Genomic DNA, 17,595 nt, shown 5'->3' with positions numbered 1-17,595 from the left:
ATTTTTACTCAGGATAATGGAACGAGACTTATCTGTTCCTCTATCGCACGTGACGCTTTAAAAGCATGTGATAACGCCTCGCACGCACCCATTTTTTTCCAAAAAGATTGATAAAATAGTTTTGGTTTATTCATTTCAGGAACCTGATTACTTTTCATTTGCTTTGCTAAAAAAAATAATTGACCCCATGTATTTTCTTTAAAACAATTTTTATCCTTCGGAATGAGATACGTTTGATTATTTTTATCGAATAATTCGAGTAATTCATCAAGTTTCTGATGTAAATATTTGAATTGTTTAATTTTTGCTAAATCGATTAACGTTCGAATAAACAAATCGATTAAAACCTCCTGATCGTCTGTATTTAAAACCCATGCTAACTCTCGAAGTAAGTATTTTTTTTTAATCTGGTGTTTTTTTTGTGATAGGATAAGACGGCCTATTTTTCCTAATTTCTCAATTTTTTCTAATGTACTTTCGATGTGAAGTAATTTTATAATGGTCATTTTTAACAGTAATTTTTTATTGGTCTGATTCACCTCAGTCATGCTCGGAAATTGATCCGAAATCTGCGTTTTTAAATAATAAATGGGTGAAAAAGTTGTGTAATAATCCCAACTCGTTTTCCAAAAATCTTGATGGGAAGGTTCACTCCAATGAGCGGGTTTCGGATCCGGAATACTACTATTAAAAAAATAATAATAAATAGTCAGTACAATGTCTTGCGCACAAAGAACGATTAAAGCGGTTGTCACTGAAAAAAAACCTAAACCCGGTGTCAGAATAATCAATAACAACGCAATGGAGGGTAAACCAAAAAATAATACTTTTTTTAAACACTGAACACTGTGTTCTCGACCTATTAAAATTTCACCATCGATGCGTTTATGTTTAATAATTTTATAACTGATATACCCTATTGTTGCCCCTATTCCGAACAGCATGACTCCATCAATCAGTAATAGTAGCGGGTTAGTCCACATCAAACGACTTCGCGTACTGAGATACGTTACGCTCACAAATAATAAGCCTGTACTTAATAAAGCCGCATGTTTGTTGATGTTACACCGATAATTCGATAACGCCCATTGCTGTTCGATACGTGACTTATTCATGTTGAGAGCGAACACGGTACTTGCGAGTAAAACAGCCGTACTGTGAACAAGTTTCAGCACCGTGTAAGAAAAAAACGCAGTCAGTAACGCGGTCGGTAGAGAGCCAAAACCAGAGGCCAATAAAGCGAATGCAATCAGAGCGATCAACACTTTAAAAACAGAAAATAAAAATTTGCACGTCTCGCCTAAATTTTTATTTTTAGTTTTCTTCACATAATGAACTATTCTTAAACTCGCCCTCACTCCATGCAAACTATAGAGAATTATCGTAAACGGAAGCGGAAGTTGTGTGAGATATTTTGCGATACTTTCAAGCCGCTTCAAGACGAACGATAAGGCCCGCCAAAATTCAGTTGTTGTGATATGTTCCTTGATGTGAGAAACAATCGTGAGCATTCAGTTGACTCAGCTCCCTAGTGAGGAAGGCCGGGATTATACTCAATTTTTTTAAAAAATGCTTGTTAATTTTATTTTCATGCTGATTCTGCTTTTTTTAAAAAAGATTGAGTCAACGTGAGAAAATTTTTGCTAAAATAGAAAGATTATGTCGCTTCATTCTCCAACTCCTTTATTTGATAACTTGAAATTTATCGATTTAAAGAAAGGGTTTCATCATTTAGACCTGTTCAACAATAAGCCTTATGCGCAGAAAGATTATGCACATGCTTTACAATTTCTCTATAGCTATCGTGGCAGCGAGGCGACGTTTAATGCCTATCGACGCGAAATTGAACGATTGTTACAATGGAGTTGGTTGGTTTTAAAAAAATCAATCAGAGAATTACGCCGTCATGACATTGAAGCCTTCATCACTTTTTGCCAACACCCCCCTCAACAATGGATAGGTGTTAAAACCGTTGCACGCTATTCCACACACCAGGGAGAAAGAAAACCTCATCCTGATTGGCGACCTTTTGTGGCAACGACGAGCAAAATGGCGAGCCAGCAAGGCATCCTGCCTGATATTAAAAAATATGCCTTGTCGCAAAAGGCTTTACAAGCAATTTTTGCCATTTGTGGAAGTTTTTATAACTATTTAATTCAAGAAGATTATATAAATTTTAATCCTGTTGCGCAAATCCGTCAAAAAAGTAAATTTATTCGACAGCAAAAAAATCATCGTCAAGTACGCCGTTTAAGTGAATTACAATGGTCCTATGTCATTGAAACTGCAGAAATACTTTCCAAAAAAAAACCGGACGTGCATCATCGAACTTTATTTATTATGAAAGCCTTATATGGCCTGTATTTACGTATTTCTGAATTAGCCGCAAGCGCCCGTTGGACCCCCCAGATGGGCCATTTTCAAAAAGACGCCGATGGCAACTGGTGGTTTTTAACCGTTGGTAAAGGAAATAAAGAACGTTTAATTAGTGTGAGTGATGACCTGTTAAATGCATTAAAACGATACCGTGAACATTTAGGGTTAACCGCCTTACCCAGCCGAGGCGAAACCACACCACTTATTCGAAAAATGAACGGTGGGGCTGCCATTCAAAGTACACGTCAAATTCGGTGTATTGTTCAAACCTGCTTTGACGCTGCTTTTTTACGCATGGCCCACGATGGGCTTGAGGATGATGCGATAGAATTAAAAACCGCCACGGTGCACTGGCTCCGTCACACAGGAATTTCGGAAGATATTAAACATCGTCCCCGTGAACATGTGCGTGACGATGCCGGTCATAGCTCGAGTGCAATTACGGATCAATATATCGATGTTGAAATGCGTGCACGTCATGCATCCGCCAAAAAGAAAAAACTCGATCCATTAGCCTAAGTTTTTAGGCAGAGCCAATCTCTTGCGATTAAAAATTTTTCGGTCAGTTCTGCTTCTTTAGATCCTTTATCCGGCTGCCAATTATATTTCCAATGTGCGTGCGGCGGCATTGTGCTTAATATAGACTCAGTCCGTCCATTACTTTGTAAACCAAATAATGTCCCTCTATCATAAATCAAATTAAATTCTACATAACGGCTTCGTCGTAAAGCTTGAAATTGGCGTTCGCGTTCACCATAAGCATCGTTTTTACGTCGTTGTACAATCGGTAAATACGCTTTTAAAAAATGATCACCCACACTTTGAACAAACGCAAAACATCGATCGAACGGCCACGCATTCAAATCATCAAAAAAAAGTCCACCGATACCTCGTGCTTCCTGTCGATGTTTTAAATAAAAATAATCATCACAATTTTTTTTGTAACGCTGATAAAGCGATAAACCAAACGGATCACAGCTTTGCTTAGCCACACGATGCCAATGCTGGCAATCTTCTAAAAAAGGATAATAGGGAGTTAAATCAAAACCTCCACCAAACCACCATTGCGGTTCCCGTCCTGGTGGCAAGGCAATAAAACGTAAGTTCATATGTACCGTGGGAACGTAAGGATTTCGTGGATGAATCACCAACGAAATTCCCATCGCCTGAAATGCAGTTGCGCCTAGAGAAGGATATCGTTGGCTCACACTGGCGGGTAATGCTTCACCCCACACGTGAGAAAAATTAACCGCTCCTTTTTCGATAAGATGACCTGATAAAATACACGTTTTTCCACCCCCTCCTTGAGGATGAATCCACTTATCGGTTATAAATTTTTCGTGGTTTTCTTCTTTTTCTAAACATAAACAAATTTTGGTTTGTAATGCCAGTAAATAATCTTTGATTGTTGGGATAATTACGTCATAATTCATCGTGTTCGTTTAATTAACCATTAAAATAATACGTGGAGATCATTTATGCTCTGGATCAAAGCCTTGCACATCATTGCAATGGTCGCCTGGTTTGCCGGTTTATTTTATTTACCGCGCTTATTTGTTTATCACGCTGATGCAAAAGATAGCATCAGCATCGAACGCTTTCAATGTATGGAGCGTCGTCTTTATTACTATATCATGACGCCTTCTGCGCTATTAACGCTTATTTTTGGATTTATCCTCTTTCACTCCGCGTGGCATTATTATGTCACCACTCGTTGGATGCATTTAAAGTTAGGTCTTGTGTTTATCTTGATTCTTTTTCATTTTTATTGTGGAAAATGCTTGATGGATTTTCGTAAAAATAACAACCCACATACAAGCCTATTCTACCGTGTATTGAATGAGGTTCCCACCGTACTGCTGATTGCTATTGTTATGGTCACGGAGATAAAACCTTTCAACTCATAATTCTACCATTTCAAAATCTTCTTTCATTGCACCACATTCAGGACAACGCCACGTTAAAGGAACATCTTCCCAGCGTGTGCCGGGTGGAATTCCATCTTCTTCCCAACCTTGTTCTTCATCATAAACGTAGCCACACAGCAAGCACATATATTTTCTAAAAATTTTAGTCTGTGACATTTTTCCTCTTTAATATACTATTTAATGTGTTCTAACGAGTTTGATTTTTTTTCCAAAGAAAATAAAGCCTCAACAAATTCCTTTGCAGAGAAAACATGTATATCACTCATGGCTTCACCGAGCCCCACAAAGCGAATAGGTAGACCCAATTTTTCGGCGATAGCAAAAATGACTCCTCCTTTGGCAGTCCCATCTAATTTAGTCAGCATCAAGCCGGTTAAGCCTAAGGCTTCATGAAAGACTTGCGCTTGCATTAACGCATTCTGGCCGGTATTTGCGTCTAAAATCAACATAATTTCATGGGGGGCGCTTACATCCAGTTTGCCCATCACCTTTTTAATCTTTTGTAATTCTTGCATTAAATTGTTTTTCGTATGGAACCTTCCCGCAGTATCTGCAATCAATACGTCAATATTTCTTGCTTTCGCGGCTTGGAATGCATCATAAATCACAGAAGCACTATCTGCGCCCTGATGCTGCGCAATAATGGGAATCTGATTACGTTCTGCCCAGATGGTGAGTTGTTCAGTCGCCGCAGCCCGAAAGGTATCCCCTGCTGCTAACATCACTTTCTTACCTTGTTTTTTTAAATAATAGGCAAGCTTCCCAATACTGGTTGTCTTACCTACACCATTCACGCCAACCACTAAAATAACCATCGGTTTATGGGTTGAATCAATCATTAACGGGGCTTCACACGGTTGCAATAATTCACCTAATTGTTGTTTTAATACGTCCCATATCACTTGGCCGTCTGTTAAATGGTTCCGTTCTAATTTCACCGTTAAGCGTTGGATAATCGCTTCGGTCACGGTAGAACCCACATCGGCCATTAAAAGCAAATCGACTATTTCATCTATTAATTCGGCGTCAATCTTTTTTTTACCGAATAGAAGATGGGCAAGATTTTCAGTAAACTGATGGCGTGTTTTCAGTAAACTATTTTTTATTCGATAAAGAAAATGGTCTTTACGTTCCAGGGATTCATTCCCCTCACGCACATTCATAGGAGATTCTTTGCGTTTTAAAAATTTAAACATAAGGTATGCAGTATAATTGAAACACTTTATAATAAATAGCGTCTCTAATTTAACACAATCTCGCTCAAAAGATGATGCTGCTTTTTAAAATTTTATTAAAAAATAAAACGTGCGGTATGCTATTTAGGTTAAGTTATGAAAAAAGGCGAAATTAGAATCATTGGCGGTCAATGGCGAGGTAGAAAACTTCAATTTCCCGCTCTCTTCGGTTTACGTCCTACGCCTAATCGCGTCAGAGAAACCTTGTTTAACTGGTTAGCTCACGATCTTGTTCATGCGCATTGCTTAGATTTATTTGCAGGCAGCGGCGCGTTAGGCTTTGAAGCACTTTCACGTCATGTACAATCGGTGACGTTTATAGAACAATCGGCCGTGTTAGTATCCTATTTAAAAACTCAACTGAGACAGTTTTCAGCGGAGAATCGTGCTCATGTCTATCAGAAACACTTTCCTTTTGATGCCAGCCGACTCTTTCAAACAAAAAATTCGCTATTTAATATTGTTTTTTTGGATCCTCCTTTTTACCAAAATTGGCTTGATTTAGCCTGTGCCTGGTTGCTCAAAGAACAGTTATTAGCGAAAGATGCTAAAATTTATATAGAATCCAAAACCCCGTTAAAACGGTTGAAACTTCCGGAAAATTGGTGTCTTCAATACAATAAAACAGCCGGTCAAGTGCACTATGGTTTAATACAATCGAACGTTTAGCCGACCGCTTGACATTATAGGGTCTTCTTGCTTCAATGCAGTATAAATAATAGAATTTTATTAAAACTCAACGTAAGAATGAAAAAAATAACAGCAGCGCTTTTTGTGGGTCTACTCTCCGGATGTGCTTCACAAAACGTACCTCATTCCATAACGCCAACAACGTTCAGTGCAACTTCAAGCGACGCTTCAATGAAGTTAGCCGAAGCAGCACGCTCTGTGAGTCAATCGCTCAATGAATTGAAAGAACTTGAAAAAGCATCGAGCCCTCCTATTACGAAATCACTTCCCTATCCGAGCGCCTCTGGCTTAGTGAAAACCATTGCTTCGGTGGACTGGTCGGGACCTATTGAGCCTCTGTTACAACGTATTGCAAAACTCGCTCACTTCCGTTTAGAAGTCATCGGAAAGCGGCCGGCCGTTCCTGTTTTAGTCACGATTTCCTCACACAATACACCGCTCAATTACATTATTCGAAACGCTAATCTGCAGGCAGGACAAAACGCGAATATCCATGTCTATCCCGGCATTAAAACGATTGAATTACGTTATGCTAAAAATTAAGCGCAAAAACATCCAAAACGGAGGTTACTCCGTTATAGGTCTATTGTTCAGCCCAAAAAAAAGGCTTAAGAACTACCTCAACAATATACTTTATTTTTTGACCCTATTAAATCTACTCGCATTGCTCAGTGCGTGTAGTACCGTGCAAACCCACTATAAAACGGTCGGTAGTCTCGACAATTTAGAACAGTTACAGAATTTACATGCACAAGCCGTAACTGCTAAAAAACAAATAACGGCTTTACGTTCGCACGCTTTAAAAGATATTGCAACCAGTGTCGGTGCTCAAGCGGGGTTAGCGTGGCAATCTGGGCGGATTAATCAAACGCTCACTCAGAACTCTTCTCAGCTTGATCGTATTTTTAATTTCAACCTCATGCTGCTCGATCACAATGTCGTCCCTCCTATATTAGTCCAAGGAAATAACTCGCTGAAACTTGCGGATGAACAAACGTTACGTATTGATGATCGTACTTATCAAATTATTAGCCAGGCTCGATTTACAACGGCTCCACCACAATGGCGTAACTATCTATGGATGGATTACTCACATCCCGAACTCCCTTTACCGGCTTTTTTGCCAAAAACGACAGAGGAACGTTTAATTTGGAAGAAATACGCGACCTTAGGCTGGCAAGAGGGGATTGATCAAGCCGATGCTATCTTTAATGACAATTTATCGCGTCTAACCCGTGATTTCAAAGGGATGGCTTTGTATCGGAATTTATTATTAAAAGGCATGGTGAGTAGGCCTTTCGTTGCGCATACTGATTTAGGGATTACCGGCAATAGTTCTGACTTACATATTAACGATAAAATACTCCGCATCACTTCATTACCTCAATTACAAATTAACCCGAAACGATGGAAATCGGTCGTAACACGTGATGACAAGCACTCTTCTTCCCGATGAACCGGTCCGTTTTACAGCGACTTGTTTAACTCGGCTATTAATTCATTGTCAAAAAACGCTTGCCGCATCGGATATTACTTTACAAACAGGTGAACCTATTTTTGCGGAAAGTTACGGTCGATTACACCGTATTACACAGCGAAAATTATCGAATACTGAAGTCGGCGAGATACTGAACCTTATTTATGGTCCTAATGGTAGCGCACAAATTTTAAGTGGTATTGATATTGATACGCATTATGAATTTCGGCCTCATCGAAATGAACGTTATCGATTCCGTGTGAACGCCACCGGTTGTTTGGTCGAAGGTCATGATGCAATACAAATAAGTTTTCGTGCTATTCCGAATACACCACCCAAAATGTCCGATCTAAACCTAGAACCTCAATTAATTGACGCTTTAGCGCCTTCACAAGGCATCGTTTATGTGACCGGTGCGACAGGTTCTGGTAAAACCACGCTATTAGCGGCTATCATCCGTGATTTGGCTGAAAAAGAAGATTCACATCGTAAAATTTTGACCTACGAAGCACCCATAGAATTTGTTTATGATTCAATTAGCATGCCCAGTGCTATTATTAGCCAATCCGAAATACCGAGGCATCTTCCTAGCTTTGCTGCAGGCGTACGTAATGCACTACGACGCAAACCTAGGCTCATTTTGGTCGGTGAATCCCGTGATCCAGAAACGATCACCGCTTCTATCGAAGCGGCTTTAACGGGACACCCTGTTTATACGACGCTCCATAGTAATGGTGTCTCTGAAACCTTAAGGCGTCTAGTCAATTCTTTCCCTGCTGAAGAAGCGAAAGCCCGAATGATCGATATCATTGAAACGTTACGTGTCATTATTTGGCAACAACTGGTACCCAGTCTGGATGGAAAACGCATTGCTTTACGTGAATTTTTAGTGTTCGATCAAACGTTACGTGATCATTTATTAGACGCGAAACTCGAAACAATGAGTGCCACTACGCGACGTTTGTTAAACGACTATGGCCAACCCATGTCGTCTGATGCTCAACGCAAATTTGACGCAGGTCTTATCAGTGAACCCGTTTTTAAACGTTTAATGCTCAAAACAAAAAATCTGCAGGATGACTGACTTTAAAAACACCTGGCAACCGACAACGACGTTAGCCCTGTTGCATTTACGGGCTAAACTATTGAAAAACATTCGTCATTTTTTTTCTGAACGCCATGTTTTAGAAGTGGAAACCCCATTACTTTCGCATGCCACGGTCACTGATCCTCATCTTCATAGCTTTCAAACGCACTATTATTTCGATAACGCTCACTATCAACAAACACTTTATTTACAAACCTCGCCTGAATTTGCTATGAAACGTTTATTAGCGGCCGGTTCCGGCCCTATTTATCAGATTTCTAAAGCGTTTCGCAACCACGGTGAATCAGGTTGCTATCATAATCCTGAATTTACGTTATTAGAATGGTATCGTCCTGATTACGATCATCATCAATTAATGGATGAAGTTGACGCATTATTAAAGCAATTACTCTCGTGCGAATCAGCAGAACGTTTTAGTTATGCGGAAATTTTTCAATATTATTTGAATTGCAATCCACATGAACTGACACTTAAAAATTTAAAAGAACTCACACTTCGCTTTCATTTAACGATTGAACATTTAAATTTAAATACGATTCCAGATTATTTAAATTTCTTAATGGCGCATGTCATCGAGCCTCAATTACCGAAGCAACTCGTTTTTATCTACGATTATCCGGTTACTTTAGCGGGTTTAGCCAAGATACGTTCTGACACGCTGCCTGTTGCTGAACGTTTTGAAGTGTATTGGAAAGGTATCGAACTTGCCAATGGTTTTCACGAATTAAATGACGCGGATGAACAACGATTACGTTTTATGAACGATCTCAGTGTACGAGACAATTACCATTATACGAAGGTCCCTATTGATGAATACTTCCTCGCTGCTTTGACGCATGGACTTCCTGATTGTGCCGGTGTTGCTTTAGGTATTGATCGATTATTGCTCCTTTTGACTCAAATGAAAAAAATTTCTGACGTGATTAGTTTTCCCATCCAGCGCGCTTAAAATAACTCCGTTTTTATTGACCTCTGAATCCATAAAAATAATTTTAGAAAATTGAGTCGCTTTGAATTATTTTTACGCCAACGGCTTTCATTTCTGAAATCGCTAAGCGTCCATCTTCTGGATTCACATTCACTGCTCGACATCCGTCTTCAATTAAATACGTTTTAAACCCTAATTTACAGGAATCAAGCACGGTATATTTCACGCAATAATCCGTTGCCACGCCCATAATATAGAGTTCAGTAATCTGTAATTTTTTCAAAAATTCAGCCAATCCCGTTGCTTTTTGATGATCATTTTCAAAAAAACCACTATAGCTATCAACATTTGGATTACTTCCTTTGCGAACCACTTTAATAATGTGGTCTAACTTAAGATTTTTAACAAACTCAGCCCCTTTTGTATTTTGCACACAATGAACAGGCCATAACATTTGTGACAAACCCGCTTGGTGAATAAATTCACCTGGGAAATGTCCGTGGTGATTTTTTGCAAAACAAATATGATCTTCTGGATGCCAATCTTGCGTTGCAATAACATATTTAAATTGTTGTTGAACACGATTAGCCACTGGAATCACTTCATCCGCTTTATCCACGGCTAAAGCGCCCCCTGGCATAAAATCATTTTGTAAATCCACTAAGATCAACGCTTTTTTCATATACGATTCCTAAAACACAAACAATGGTTATATGCGACAGCCAACAAAAAAATAGGCGTTCATTTTAAACTTTTCTCATGAGGGATAAAAGCAAAATTGAGGACGTAAACAACAACACTTTACCCTATTAAAATCTTATTATGAAAACTTTTAGCATGGTCTGCGATTCAAATGGCGTTTATCAATTATTTAACACTTTTTTTTAAAATAAGTTTTAATTTTAAATGATATAATTTTTCTTCTAAGCCAACAGGATAAGTATGTGGATTAAGGAGTCGCCGGATACTTTCATGAAATTGTTGTAACTCCCGATGTGTTTTTTCTTGGCTGGATTTTAGTGAAGGGATTTCGTAAACTAACGCTCCTTTTCTAAAAATGGGCTTTAATAGATCACGATAAGGCGTTCCTTGGGGAATAACACGTCGCTTTGTTGGATCGATCGGATCAATAATAATTTGATCGTCCTCAGAAATCCCGAATCGATCGTCATAAATAGCGTCTGCCATGGCCATTCCATTGATCTTGTCTACATAATAACGCCGTGCTGATAACAAACCCGGTGTAGAAATTTTAATGGTTTGTTCCGATAATTTAACTTTATTTTCCCATTGACCTTCCGCAGATTGAATCGCACTTAATTTATAAACACCTTCGAGTGCAGGTTGTTCATACGCCGTAATCAAATGAGTGCCTACACCCCATACATTAATCATCGCACCTTGTTCTTTTAAGCTACTTATCACAGAAGGATTCAGATCATTACTCCCTACGATAATGGCATCATCATAACCGGCCGCATCTAAAAGCTGGCGGGCTTGTTGGCTTAAATACGCTAAATCACCTGAATCTAAACGAATCCCCGCTAATTTAAATCCTTCCGATTTGAGTTCATCTGCAACATGGATAGCATTTTTTATACCCTGAATCGTATTGTAGGTATCCACTAAAAAAACACAGCTGTCTGGAAACGTACGTGCATACGCACGAAAAGCTGCTAATTCATTTTCAAAACTCAATACCCAACTGTGGGCATGCGTCCCTCGTACGGGAATATTTAATAATTTTCCAGCGAGTACGTTAGAAGTCGCAAAACAACCCCCAATATAAGCGGCACGACTGGCCATCAATGCGCCATCAAAACCTTGTGCGCGTCGTAAACCAAACTCCAATACCGGTTCGCCCCGACTTGCTTGTAGTAAACGTGCCGCGCTGGTCGCAATGAGACTTTGAAAATTAATAATATTTAGTAAAATACTTTCAAGTAATTGACATTGTAATAAAGGTCCTTTAACGCGAACTAAAGGCTCTTGTGGAAAAACAACACTCCCTTCTTCTATTGCATCAATATCGCACGAAAAAACGAGTTGTTGTAAATAATTTAAAAAATCAGTCGGAAATAATGGACTCTTTTGGGTGTCTGTTAATCCTTTTAAATAATCAATGTCTTCTCGGGTAAATCGTAAATGAAGCAAATAATCGATAAACGTTCCCAAGCCCGCACAAACGGTGTACCTCCCCTTAAAAGGTGCTTTTCGAAAACTATGATAAAAAACAGCTTCCCGTTCATGAATGCCCGCTTTCCAATAACCATAAGCCATGGTCAATTGGTAAAAATCAGTTAATAAAACTAAGGAGGATTTATAAAGCTGTGTTAATGAATGTTGCATTGAAAAAACCTAATAAGGACGAAAAAATTTCGTACCTTAAACGAATTGTTGTATTTCTTTGAATCGTTTTGGGATGGCTATAGCTTTCCCTTGAATGGCTGCGCAAGACAAACCGCCTCAGCCATGCAAGGACTACTCACCCCATTATTTAAAAAAATTCACGCTTTATGAAAAATAATGATTAACCACCGGTCTGTTTTTCTCGAATTTCATCCAATGTTTTACAGTCAATACAAAGATTTGCAGTAGGACGTGCTTCTAAACGGCGGATCCCAATTTCAACACCACACGAGCTACAGAAACCATAATGACCTTCATCGAGTTGATGTAGTGCATCCTCAATTTTCTTAATCAGTTTCCGCTCGCGATCACGTGCGCGTAATTCTAGATTAAATTCCTCTTCCTGTGTAGCCCTATCACTCATGTCAGGCAAAGGCGTACCCTCATCTTGTAGATGATGGACGGTTCGACCCATATCTTCCAACAATACCCGCTTTCGTTGTAATAATAATCGACGAAAATAAGCTTGTTGACTTGAGCTCATATAGTCTTCCCCAGGACGTTCCTTATAAGGCGCTATATTTAAATCGATTTCCGAATGAGTAGAAGTCAATTCTAGCCTTGTTTCTGGTAAAGAACGTTGTTTTTTTGATTCATTTTTAGGTTTTTTATGTTCTGCCATTTTTTTAGTTTCTATGAGTTGTTGTTTTACCGCAGGTAGCGCCTGGGAATCAGACTTTGTTTGCTGTTGTTTTTTTTTAGAAGGAGGTCGGACCACTTTTGCTTTTGAAGCGGTTGTTGCTTTTTTAGCTACAGGTTTTCTATGTCTGGTAACACGGGAGGACGACGTCGACGTTGTTTTTGAGATTTTGCTTTTACCAGGCTTTTTTTTTACACGACTAACGACTTTTTTTTTAGGCTTTCTACGCGTTGTTGTCTTACGACGCGTTGCCGGTTTCTTACGCGTTGCCGCTTTTCTGCGACGTGGTTTGCGAGCCACTGTTTTTTTAGCGGTTCTACGACGACGTGGTTTAGCTGCCACTGTCGTTTTTCGTTTTCTTCGTTTCATTGTTTTTCTTTTACGTGTAGGTGTGGACTTTGCAACGGTAGAGCGTTTTTTACGTCGCTTTGTCGTTGCAGGTTTTCTTTTTACTGGCATAAAAAGTTCTCCTTTTGAGAATTTAACAGTTTGCCGGAATTGGCACACACACATAACAACACATCTATACCAAAATTATTTCGACATGGCAATTATTTCAAAAAACAGGCCATGCCATTTTTTTTTATATGAATGATTTATAGATCATATTTTCAATTAATTCCATTTTCCACAACTCACACGTTGATGACCTGCCAAATCTTTGTAATTTTTTATCTCATGGTAACCATAGTTTAAAAAAAATTCCTCAACAAGAGTAGCCTGCTGTGCGCCATGTTCTAAAAATAAAATACCGCCCGGGTGAAGATATTCTCGTGATTGAATAATAATACGTTCTAAATCATCTAATCCTTTTTCTCCTGAAATTAAAGCATTTTTAGGTTCATACGCTAAACCAGGTTCGCTTTGCAAATGGGGATCATTCCGTGCGAGGTAAGGTGGGTTACTGAGAATGCCATCAAATTTTTCGCCTACATTGAGCGCCTCGCACCAATAACCTTTTCGGAGTTCTATAGTTTGTAGGTGATAACGACTGATATTACGTTTAGCCACCTGTAAAGCGGCCATTGAACAATCTGTTGCAAGCAATTGCCATGTGGGTCTTTCCCACGCTAAGGCAACAGAAATTGCTGCTGAACCTGTCCCCAAGTCGACTATTTTCCGAGGTTCAGTACTGAAGTTTTCCAATAGCACTTCTACTAATAACTCGGTTTCCGGCCTTGGGATAAGTACATCGGGCGTCACTTCCAACATGAATGACCAAAACTCCTGCCGACCGAGTAAATAAGCGATAGGTTCTCCTTTTTGTCTTCGTGCAATGACGTGTTTTATTCTTTTCTCCTGCGTAATGGTTATCAATCTATCCAGGGGCTGACTATGTAATTGCGCACGGGTTAATTTTAAAACCTCTGAAAATAATAATTCTGTATCTAGATATGCCGTGGGGCTTGTTCGCTTTAATTCGTTGATAGCCCAGCGCCAATAGGAAATAAATAACATAAAAAATAATATAAGATTACGTTACTCTCATGAAGCGTATCACTTAAAATTCTTTAGGATTTTGCTTACGTCGAACATAGGAGATAAAAAATAAGATAATTAATAACGGCAATAAAACCGGTAATAAAATAGGAAATAAAATAATAGCAACGATCGTCCATAGCGCCGCAATCGCACCAATAATTAAAACGCCTGCCCATGTTAAAATAAACAACAGTAAAATACTTAATGAAAAAAAGAAGACAGAAGCGACTAAAAATCCCCATACACTAAAACTAATGACTGCAGCGCCCGTAAACAAAGCGAGCGCAATATGCCCTCCCATAATAAGCAATAATAAAATAAACAACGCAATTGCCAATGATCGAAACATGAGTCTTCCCTCCACTCTTAAAATTGATGACCATTCTGGAACATTCAATATGAAAAAATTACGTGGTCGAACCCCCTAAAGCCGCTAACTCATCGGCTTGATACTCATGAGTCAAGGATTGAATAACGGGCTCTAAATGACCTTCCATGATATCAGATAATTGGTACAACGTGAGGTTGATTCGATGATCGGTTAAACGACCTTGTGGAAAATTATACGTTCTTATCCGTTCCGAGCGGTCACCCGTTCCGACGAGATCACGACGTGTTTCTGCTTCTTCACGTCGTTGTTTGGCTTTTTGTGCCGCTAATAATTTAGCCTGGAGTAATGACATGGCGCGGGCGCGATTTTTATGTTGCGATCGTTCATCTTGACATTCTACGACCAAGCCTGAAGGTAAGTGCGTAATGCGGATGGCAGAATCGGTTTTTTGGACATGCTGACCTCCCGCACCCGAGGCTCGAAAGGTATCAATTTTTAAATCGGAAGGATGAAGGGTAATATCATCCATTGATTCAATCTCGGGTAATATGGCAACCGTACACGTTGAAGTGTGCACACGTCCTTGCGCTTCGGTTTCAGGCACGCGTTGCACGCGATGAGCACCTGATTCAAACTTTAAATGAGCATACACCTTTGTTCCTGAAATCCGAGCAATTATTTCTTTATAACCACCTTGTTCACTCGGATTTCGATGAATAATCTCGACGTGCCAATGCTGACTCTCTGCATAACGTGAATACATTCGAAATAAATCACCTGCAAAAATCGCAGCTTCATCACCACCAGCCGCAGCACGAATTTCTAAAAAAACATTCCGATCATCGTTCGGATCCTGCGGTAACAACAAATGTTCTAATTCTTTCTCGAGCTCAATTTTTTTTTGTTGTGCTATTTTCATTTCTTCCATAGCCAGCTCTTGCACAATCGCATCTTTGTCCTTCAAGCAGTGTTCTGCCTGATTTAAGCGATCCAAGTTCGTCTGATATTGCTGAAAACATTGTACGAGAGGACCTAACTGAACATATTCTTTCGATAAATTACGGAAATGATTTTGATCCTTAATCACTTCTATATTCGCTAACAAAGCGGTTAATTCTTCATAACGCTGAACAATTAAGGTCAATCTATTGAATAAAGAGGTCTTCATATGGCCACACTTTATACTAAAGCTTGGCACAAAGTCGAGTGTTGAAAACGGGTATTCATGAAGTATGACATCACGCTTGTAAAATTGAATCTTAATGATTCATAAGCTATTCTAAAAATAAGTAGACCGCTATAGCGGGCGCTATAAGGTTTTACAGTATATAACCTAAGAGGATAGTATGAAAAAATTATTACTAATGGCTTCAGCTATTTGCATGGGTTTATTAAGTAGCATCAATGTAGCTAATGCCTACCCAGGCCAAAGTGCTTGTTCATTTAATGCTCACTTGATAAAAAAAGCTGGTTTTTGTTCTGGTTCCTACTATGACTGTGCCTGTATCCGACAGTTATTGGCCAGACTCCACGTTTCACCTAATGCATGTACCAATATAGCATCGTGTCAATATCGTTATATTTGCAGTGAATATCATCATCTCGCGACCAATAAATTAATTCCTAACCGAGGTCCAACGATTTATTGGCACACTTCACAACCTTTTTAACAAAAAAGGCACCGGGCATATTTAAGGTATCCCTTCCTTGTGGAGGGATATTTTTTTGTGCCTCTTATCTTTCGCGCTATACTCAGGCAATATGATTGAAAAGAACCTAAAAATTTTTTGGATAGCGCTTTTCATGAACCATTTATTAGGTTATGCATCATGTCAAATTTATCTGCAACGATTACGCTTTCAAAACAGGGGAATCATCAAATTGATTGCCAAGGCGCCTGGACCTTAAGTGGGATTCGTAAAAAAAATCTCGATCAATCGTTTCAAAAATTAAACCGACATATCGAATCACCGCTCATTTTAAATGCTGCTTTTATTACACAGATGGATAGCAGTGGTGCATGGCAGCTTTATCAATGGAAAAAACAACTGGCTAAAAAAAGAAAAGTACACCTTATTGGTCTGAATAGTAAACATCAAGCACTCTTTGGCATGATAGAAACAGCTGCCGAACAAATAAAACCCTTACCTCGTGAAAAAACTTTTCGTGGGCTTGGTTTACTTGGAAAAAAATCAATTGAACAATGGAACGAACTAAAATCTTATTTAGCCTTTATCGGTAAAAATTTTATAAGCGCCTGTCACGCATTTTTACATCCGAGGCAACTTCGTGTTCGCGCTATCTTAGGCATCATTGAAAATACAGGTTTAGACGCTTTAGGTATTATCGCTTTATTATCGTTTATGATAGGTATTGTTTTAACGTATCAAATGGGGTTTCAATTAAAAAATTTTGGTGCAACCCGATTTATTATTGATTTATTAGGGCTTGCCATATTACGTGAATTTTCACCGCTATTAACCGCTATTATGGTCGCCGGTCGCAGTGGATCCGCTTTTACAGCACAGCTCGGTATGATGAAGATCAAAGAAGAAATTGACGCTTTAAATACGATGGGCGTTTTACCGCGTCAGTTATTAATTTTACCTCGACTATGGGGCTTACTTCTCGCATTACCCTTATTGACGGTTTGGGCTGATATTTTTGGTTTACTCGGTGGCATGGCAATGACCCATAACATGATGAATATTAGCTACTTAGATTTTTTACACCGTTTTCCAAAGGTTGTTTCACTCTCTTCACTGATTATTGGTGTCGGGAAAGCACCGGTATTTGCGTTGATTATTGCAAGCACCGCGTGCTTCCAAGGCTTGCGTGTGAGCGGCAGCGCCGATAGTGTCGGTAGACAAACCACACGCAGTGTTGTACAAGGTATTTTTTTTATTATTGTTGCGGATGCACTTTTTTCAATTTTATTTAGCACATTAAATATCTAATCACCCTTTCTTGTAGAAACTCATAGAATCAAAA

19 protein-coding genes are annotated in these 17,595 nt (G+C 39.1%); 9 read left to right on the top strand and 10 right to left on the bottom strand.

The window, feature by feature from the left end:
• Nucleotides 1-8 precede the first annotated feature (8 nt).
• Entirely contained in the window at nucleotides 9-1,511 is a 1,503-nt protein-coding gene (locus tag RICGR_RS02775; protein WP_006034937.1) for a hypothetical protein, read from the bottom strand.
• A gap of 148 nt (nucleotides 1,512-1,659) precedes the next feature.
• Here RICGR_RS02775 and RICGR_RS02770 point away from each other — a divergent pair, with 148 nt between their 5' ends.
• On the top strand, nucleotides 1,660-2,895 hold the full coding sequence (locus tag RICGR_RS02770) for a tyrosine-type recombinase/integrase (RefSeq protein ID WP_006035747.1): 1,236 nt from the start codon (nucleotides 1,660-1,662) through the stop codon (nucleotides 2,893-2,895).
• Here RICGR_RS02770 and hemF read toward each other — a convergent pair.
• A complete protein-coding gene (gene hemF / locus RICGR_RS02765) occupies nucleotides 2,892-3,809 on the bottom strand; it encodes an oxygen-dependent coproporphyrinogen oxidase (RefSeq protein ID WP_006035559.1) in 918 nt (305 codons plus the stop codon). The genes RICGR_RS02770 and hemF overlap by 4 nt on opposite strands.
• A 45-nt stretch (nucleotides 3,810-3,854) precedes the next feature.
• On the opposite strand from hemF, the gene hemJ reads away from it, so the two are divergent.
• Nucleotides 3,855-4,283 carry a protoporphyrinogen oxidase HemJ gene (gene hemJ / locus RICGR_RS02760; RefSeq protein ID WP_006035321.1) on the top strand — a complete coding sequence of 143 codons (429 nt, stop codon included), beginning with the start codon at nucleotides 3,855-3,857 and terminating at the stop codon, nucleotides 4,281-4,283.
• Here the strand turns inward: hemJ and RICGR_RS02755 are convergent.
• Together RICGR_RS02755 and ftsY are read right to left on the bottom strand one after the other, a co-directional pair.
• Entirely contained in the window at nucleotides 4,278-4,460 is a 183-nt protein-coding gene (locus tag RICGR_RS02755; protein ID WP_006035334.1) for a rubredoxin, read from the bottom strand. The two genes, hemJ and RICGR_RS02755, sit on opposite strands and share 6 nt — an antisense overlap.
• Nucleotides 4,461-4,477: 17 nt before the next feature.
• Entirely contained in the window at nucleotides 4,478-5,500 is a 1,023-nt protein-coding gene (gene ftsY, locus RICGR_RS02750) for a signal recognition particle-docking protein FtsY (RefSeq protein ID WP_240992205.1), read from the bottom strand.
• A 135-nt stretch (nucleotides 5,501-5,635) separates the two neighbouring features.
• Here ftsY and rsmD point away from each other — a divergent pair, with 135 nt between their 5' ends.
• The 5 genes from rsmD (at nucleotide 5,636) to epmA (ending at nucleotide 9,763) form a co-directional block, all read left to right on the top strand.
• Nucleotides 5,636-6,208 carry a 16S rRNA (guanine(966)-N(2))-methyltransferase RsmD gene (gene rsmD, locus RICGR_RS02745; protein WP_006034801.1) on the top strand — a complete coding sequence of 191 codons (573 nt, stop codon included), beginning with the start codon at nucleotides 5,636-5,638 and terminating at the stop codon, nucleotides 6,206-6,208.
• 78 nt (nucleotides 6,209-6,286) lie between these two features.
• Entirely contained in the window at nucleotides 6,287-6,772 is a 486-nt protein-coding gene (gene dotD, locus RICGR_RS02740; protein WP_006035365.1) for a type IVB secretion system lipoprotein DotD, read from the top strand.
• A complete protein-coding gene (locus tag RICGR_RS02735; protein WP_171910135.1) occupies nucleotides 6,759-7,685 on the top strand; it encodes a type IV secretory system conjugative DNA transfer family protein in 927 nt (308 codons plus the stop codon). Before dotD ends, RICGR_RS02735 begins: the two co-directional genes overlap by 14 nt.
• Complete coding sequence (gene dotB, locus RICGR_RS02730) at nucleotides 7,660-8,790, top strand: Dot/Icm type IV secretion system ATPase DotB (RefSeq protein ID WP_006035565.1); 1,131 nt, start codon at nucleotides 7,660-7,662, stop codon at nucleotides 8,788-8,790. Before RICGR_RS02735 ends, dotB begins: the two co-directional genes overlap by 26 nt.
• A complete protein-coding gene (epmA, locus tag RICGR_RS02725) occupies nucleotides 8,783-9,763 on the top strand; it encodes an elongation factor P--(R)-beta-lysine ligase (protein WP_006035552.1) in 981 nt (326 codons plus the stop codon). Before dotB ends, epmA begins: the two co-directional genes overlap by 8 nt.
• 43 nt (nucleotides 9,764-9,806) lie before the next feature.
• On the opposite strand, the gene pncA is transcribed toward epmA, so the two are convergent.
• The 6 genes from pncA to prfA form a co-directional block, all read right to left on the bottom strand.
• A complete protein-coding gene (gene pncA, locus RICGR_RS02720) occupies nucleotides 9,807-10,424 on the bottom strand; it encodes a bifunctional nicotinamidase/pyrazinamidase (protein WP_006034765.1) in 618 nt (205 codons plus the stop codon).
• Nucleotides 10,425-10,609: 185 nt separating this feature from the next.
• A complete protein-coding gene (locus RICGR_RS02715) occupies nucleotides 10,610-12,091 on the bottom strand; it encodes a nicotinate phosphoribosyltransferase (RefSeq protein WP_006035993.1) in 1,482 nt (493 codons plus the stop codon).
• A gap of 181 nt (nucleotides 12,092-12,272) precedes the next feature.
• Nucleotides 12,273-12,704, bottom strand: coding sequence for an RNA polymerase-binding protein DksA (dksA, locus tag RICGR_RS02710; RefSeq protein ID WP_050764065.1), 432 nt, complete (start codon nucleotides 12,702-12,704; stop codon nucleotides 12,273-12,275).
• 702 nt (nucleotides 12,705-13,406) lie between these two features.
• A complete protein-coding gene (prmC, locus tag RICGR_RS02700; protein WP_006035083.1) occupies nucleotides 13,407-14,249 on the bottom strand; it encodes a peptide chain release factor N(5)-glutamine methyltransferase in 843 nt (280 codons plus the stop codon).
• 43 nt (nucleotides 14,250-14,292) lie between these two features.
• Nucleotides 14,293-14,622 (bottom strand): hypothetical protein, encoded by a 330-nt coding sequence (locus tag RICGR_RS02695; RefSeq protein WP_006034831.1) that lies wholly within the window; start codon nucleotides 14,620-14,622, stop codon nucleotides 14,293-14,295.
• A gap of 58 nt (nucleotides 14,623-14,680) precedes the next feature.
• Nucleotides 14,681-15,772: a peptide chain release factor 1 gene (gene prfA, locus RICGR_RS02690; protein WP_006035801.1), complete on the bottom strand. Its 1,092-nt coding sequence runs from the start codon at nucleotides 15,770-15,772 to the stop codon at nucleotides 14,681-14,683.
• Between the two features lie 178 nt (nucleotides 15,773-15,950).
• Here prfA and RICGR_RS02685 point away from each other — a divergent pair, with 178 nt between their 5' ends.
• The gene (locus tag RICGR_RS02685; protein ID WP_040615133.1) at nucleotides 15,951-16,274 is read left to right on the top strand and encodes a hypothetical protein; all 324 of its coding nucleotides are present in this window, start codon (nucleotides 15,951-15,953) and stop codon (nucleotides 16,272-16,274) included.
• A gap of 159 nt (nucleotides 16,275-16,433) precedes the next feature.
• The gene (locus RICGR_RS02680) at nucleotides 16,434-17,561 is read left to right on the top strand and encodes an MlaE family ABC transporter permease (protein WP_006035329.1); all 1,128 of its coding nucleotides are present in this window, start codon (nucleotides 16,434-16,436) and stop codon (nucleotides 17,559-17,561) included.
• Nucleotides 17,562-17,595 lie beyond the last annotated feature (34 nt).

Source organism: Rickettsiella grylli (assembly GCF_000168295.1).
Classification (GTDB): Bacteria; Pseudomonadota; Gammaproteobacteria; order Diplorickettsiales; family Diplorickettsiaceae; genus Aquirickettsiella; species Aquirickettsiella grylli.
This window is presented reverse-complemented; position numbering and strand designations above follow the sequence as displayed.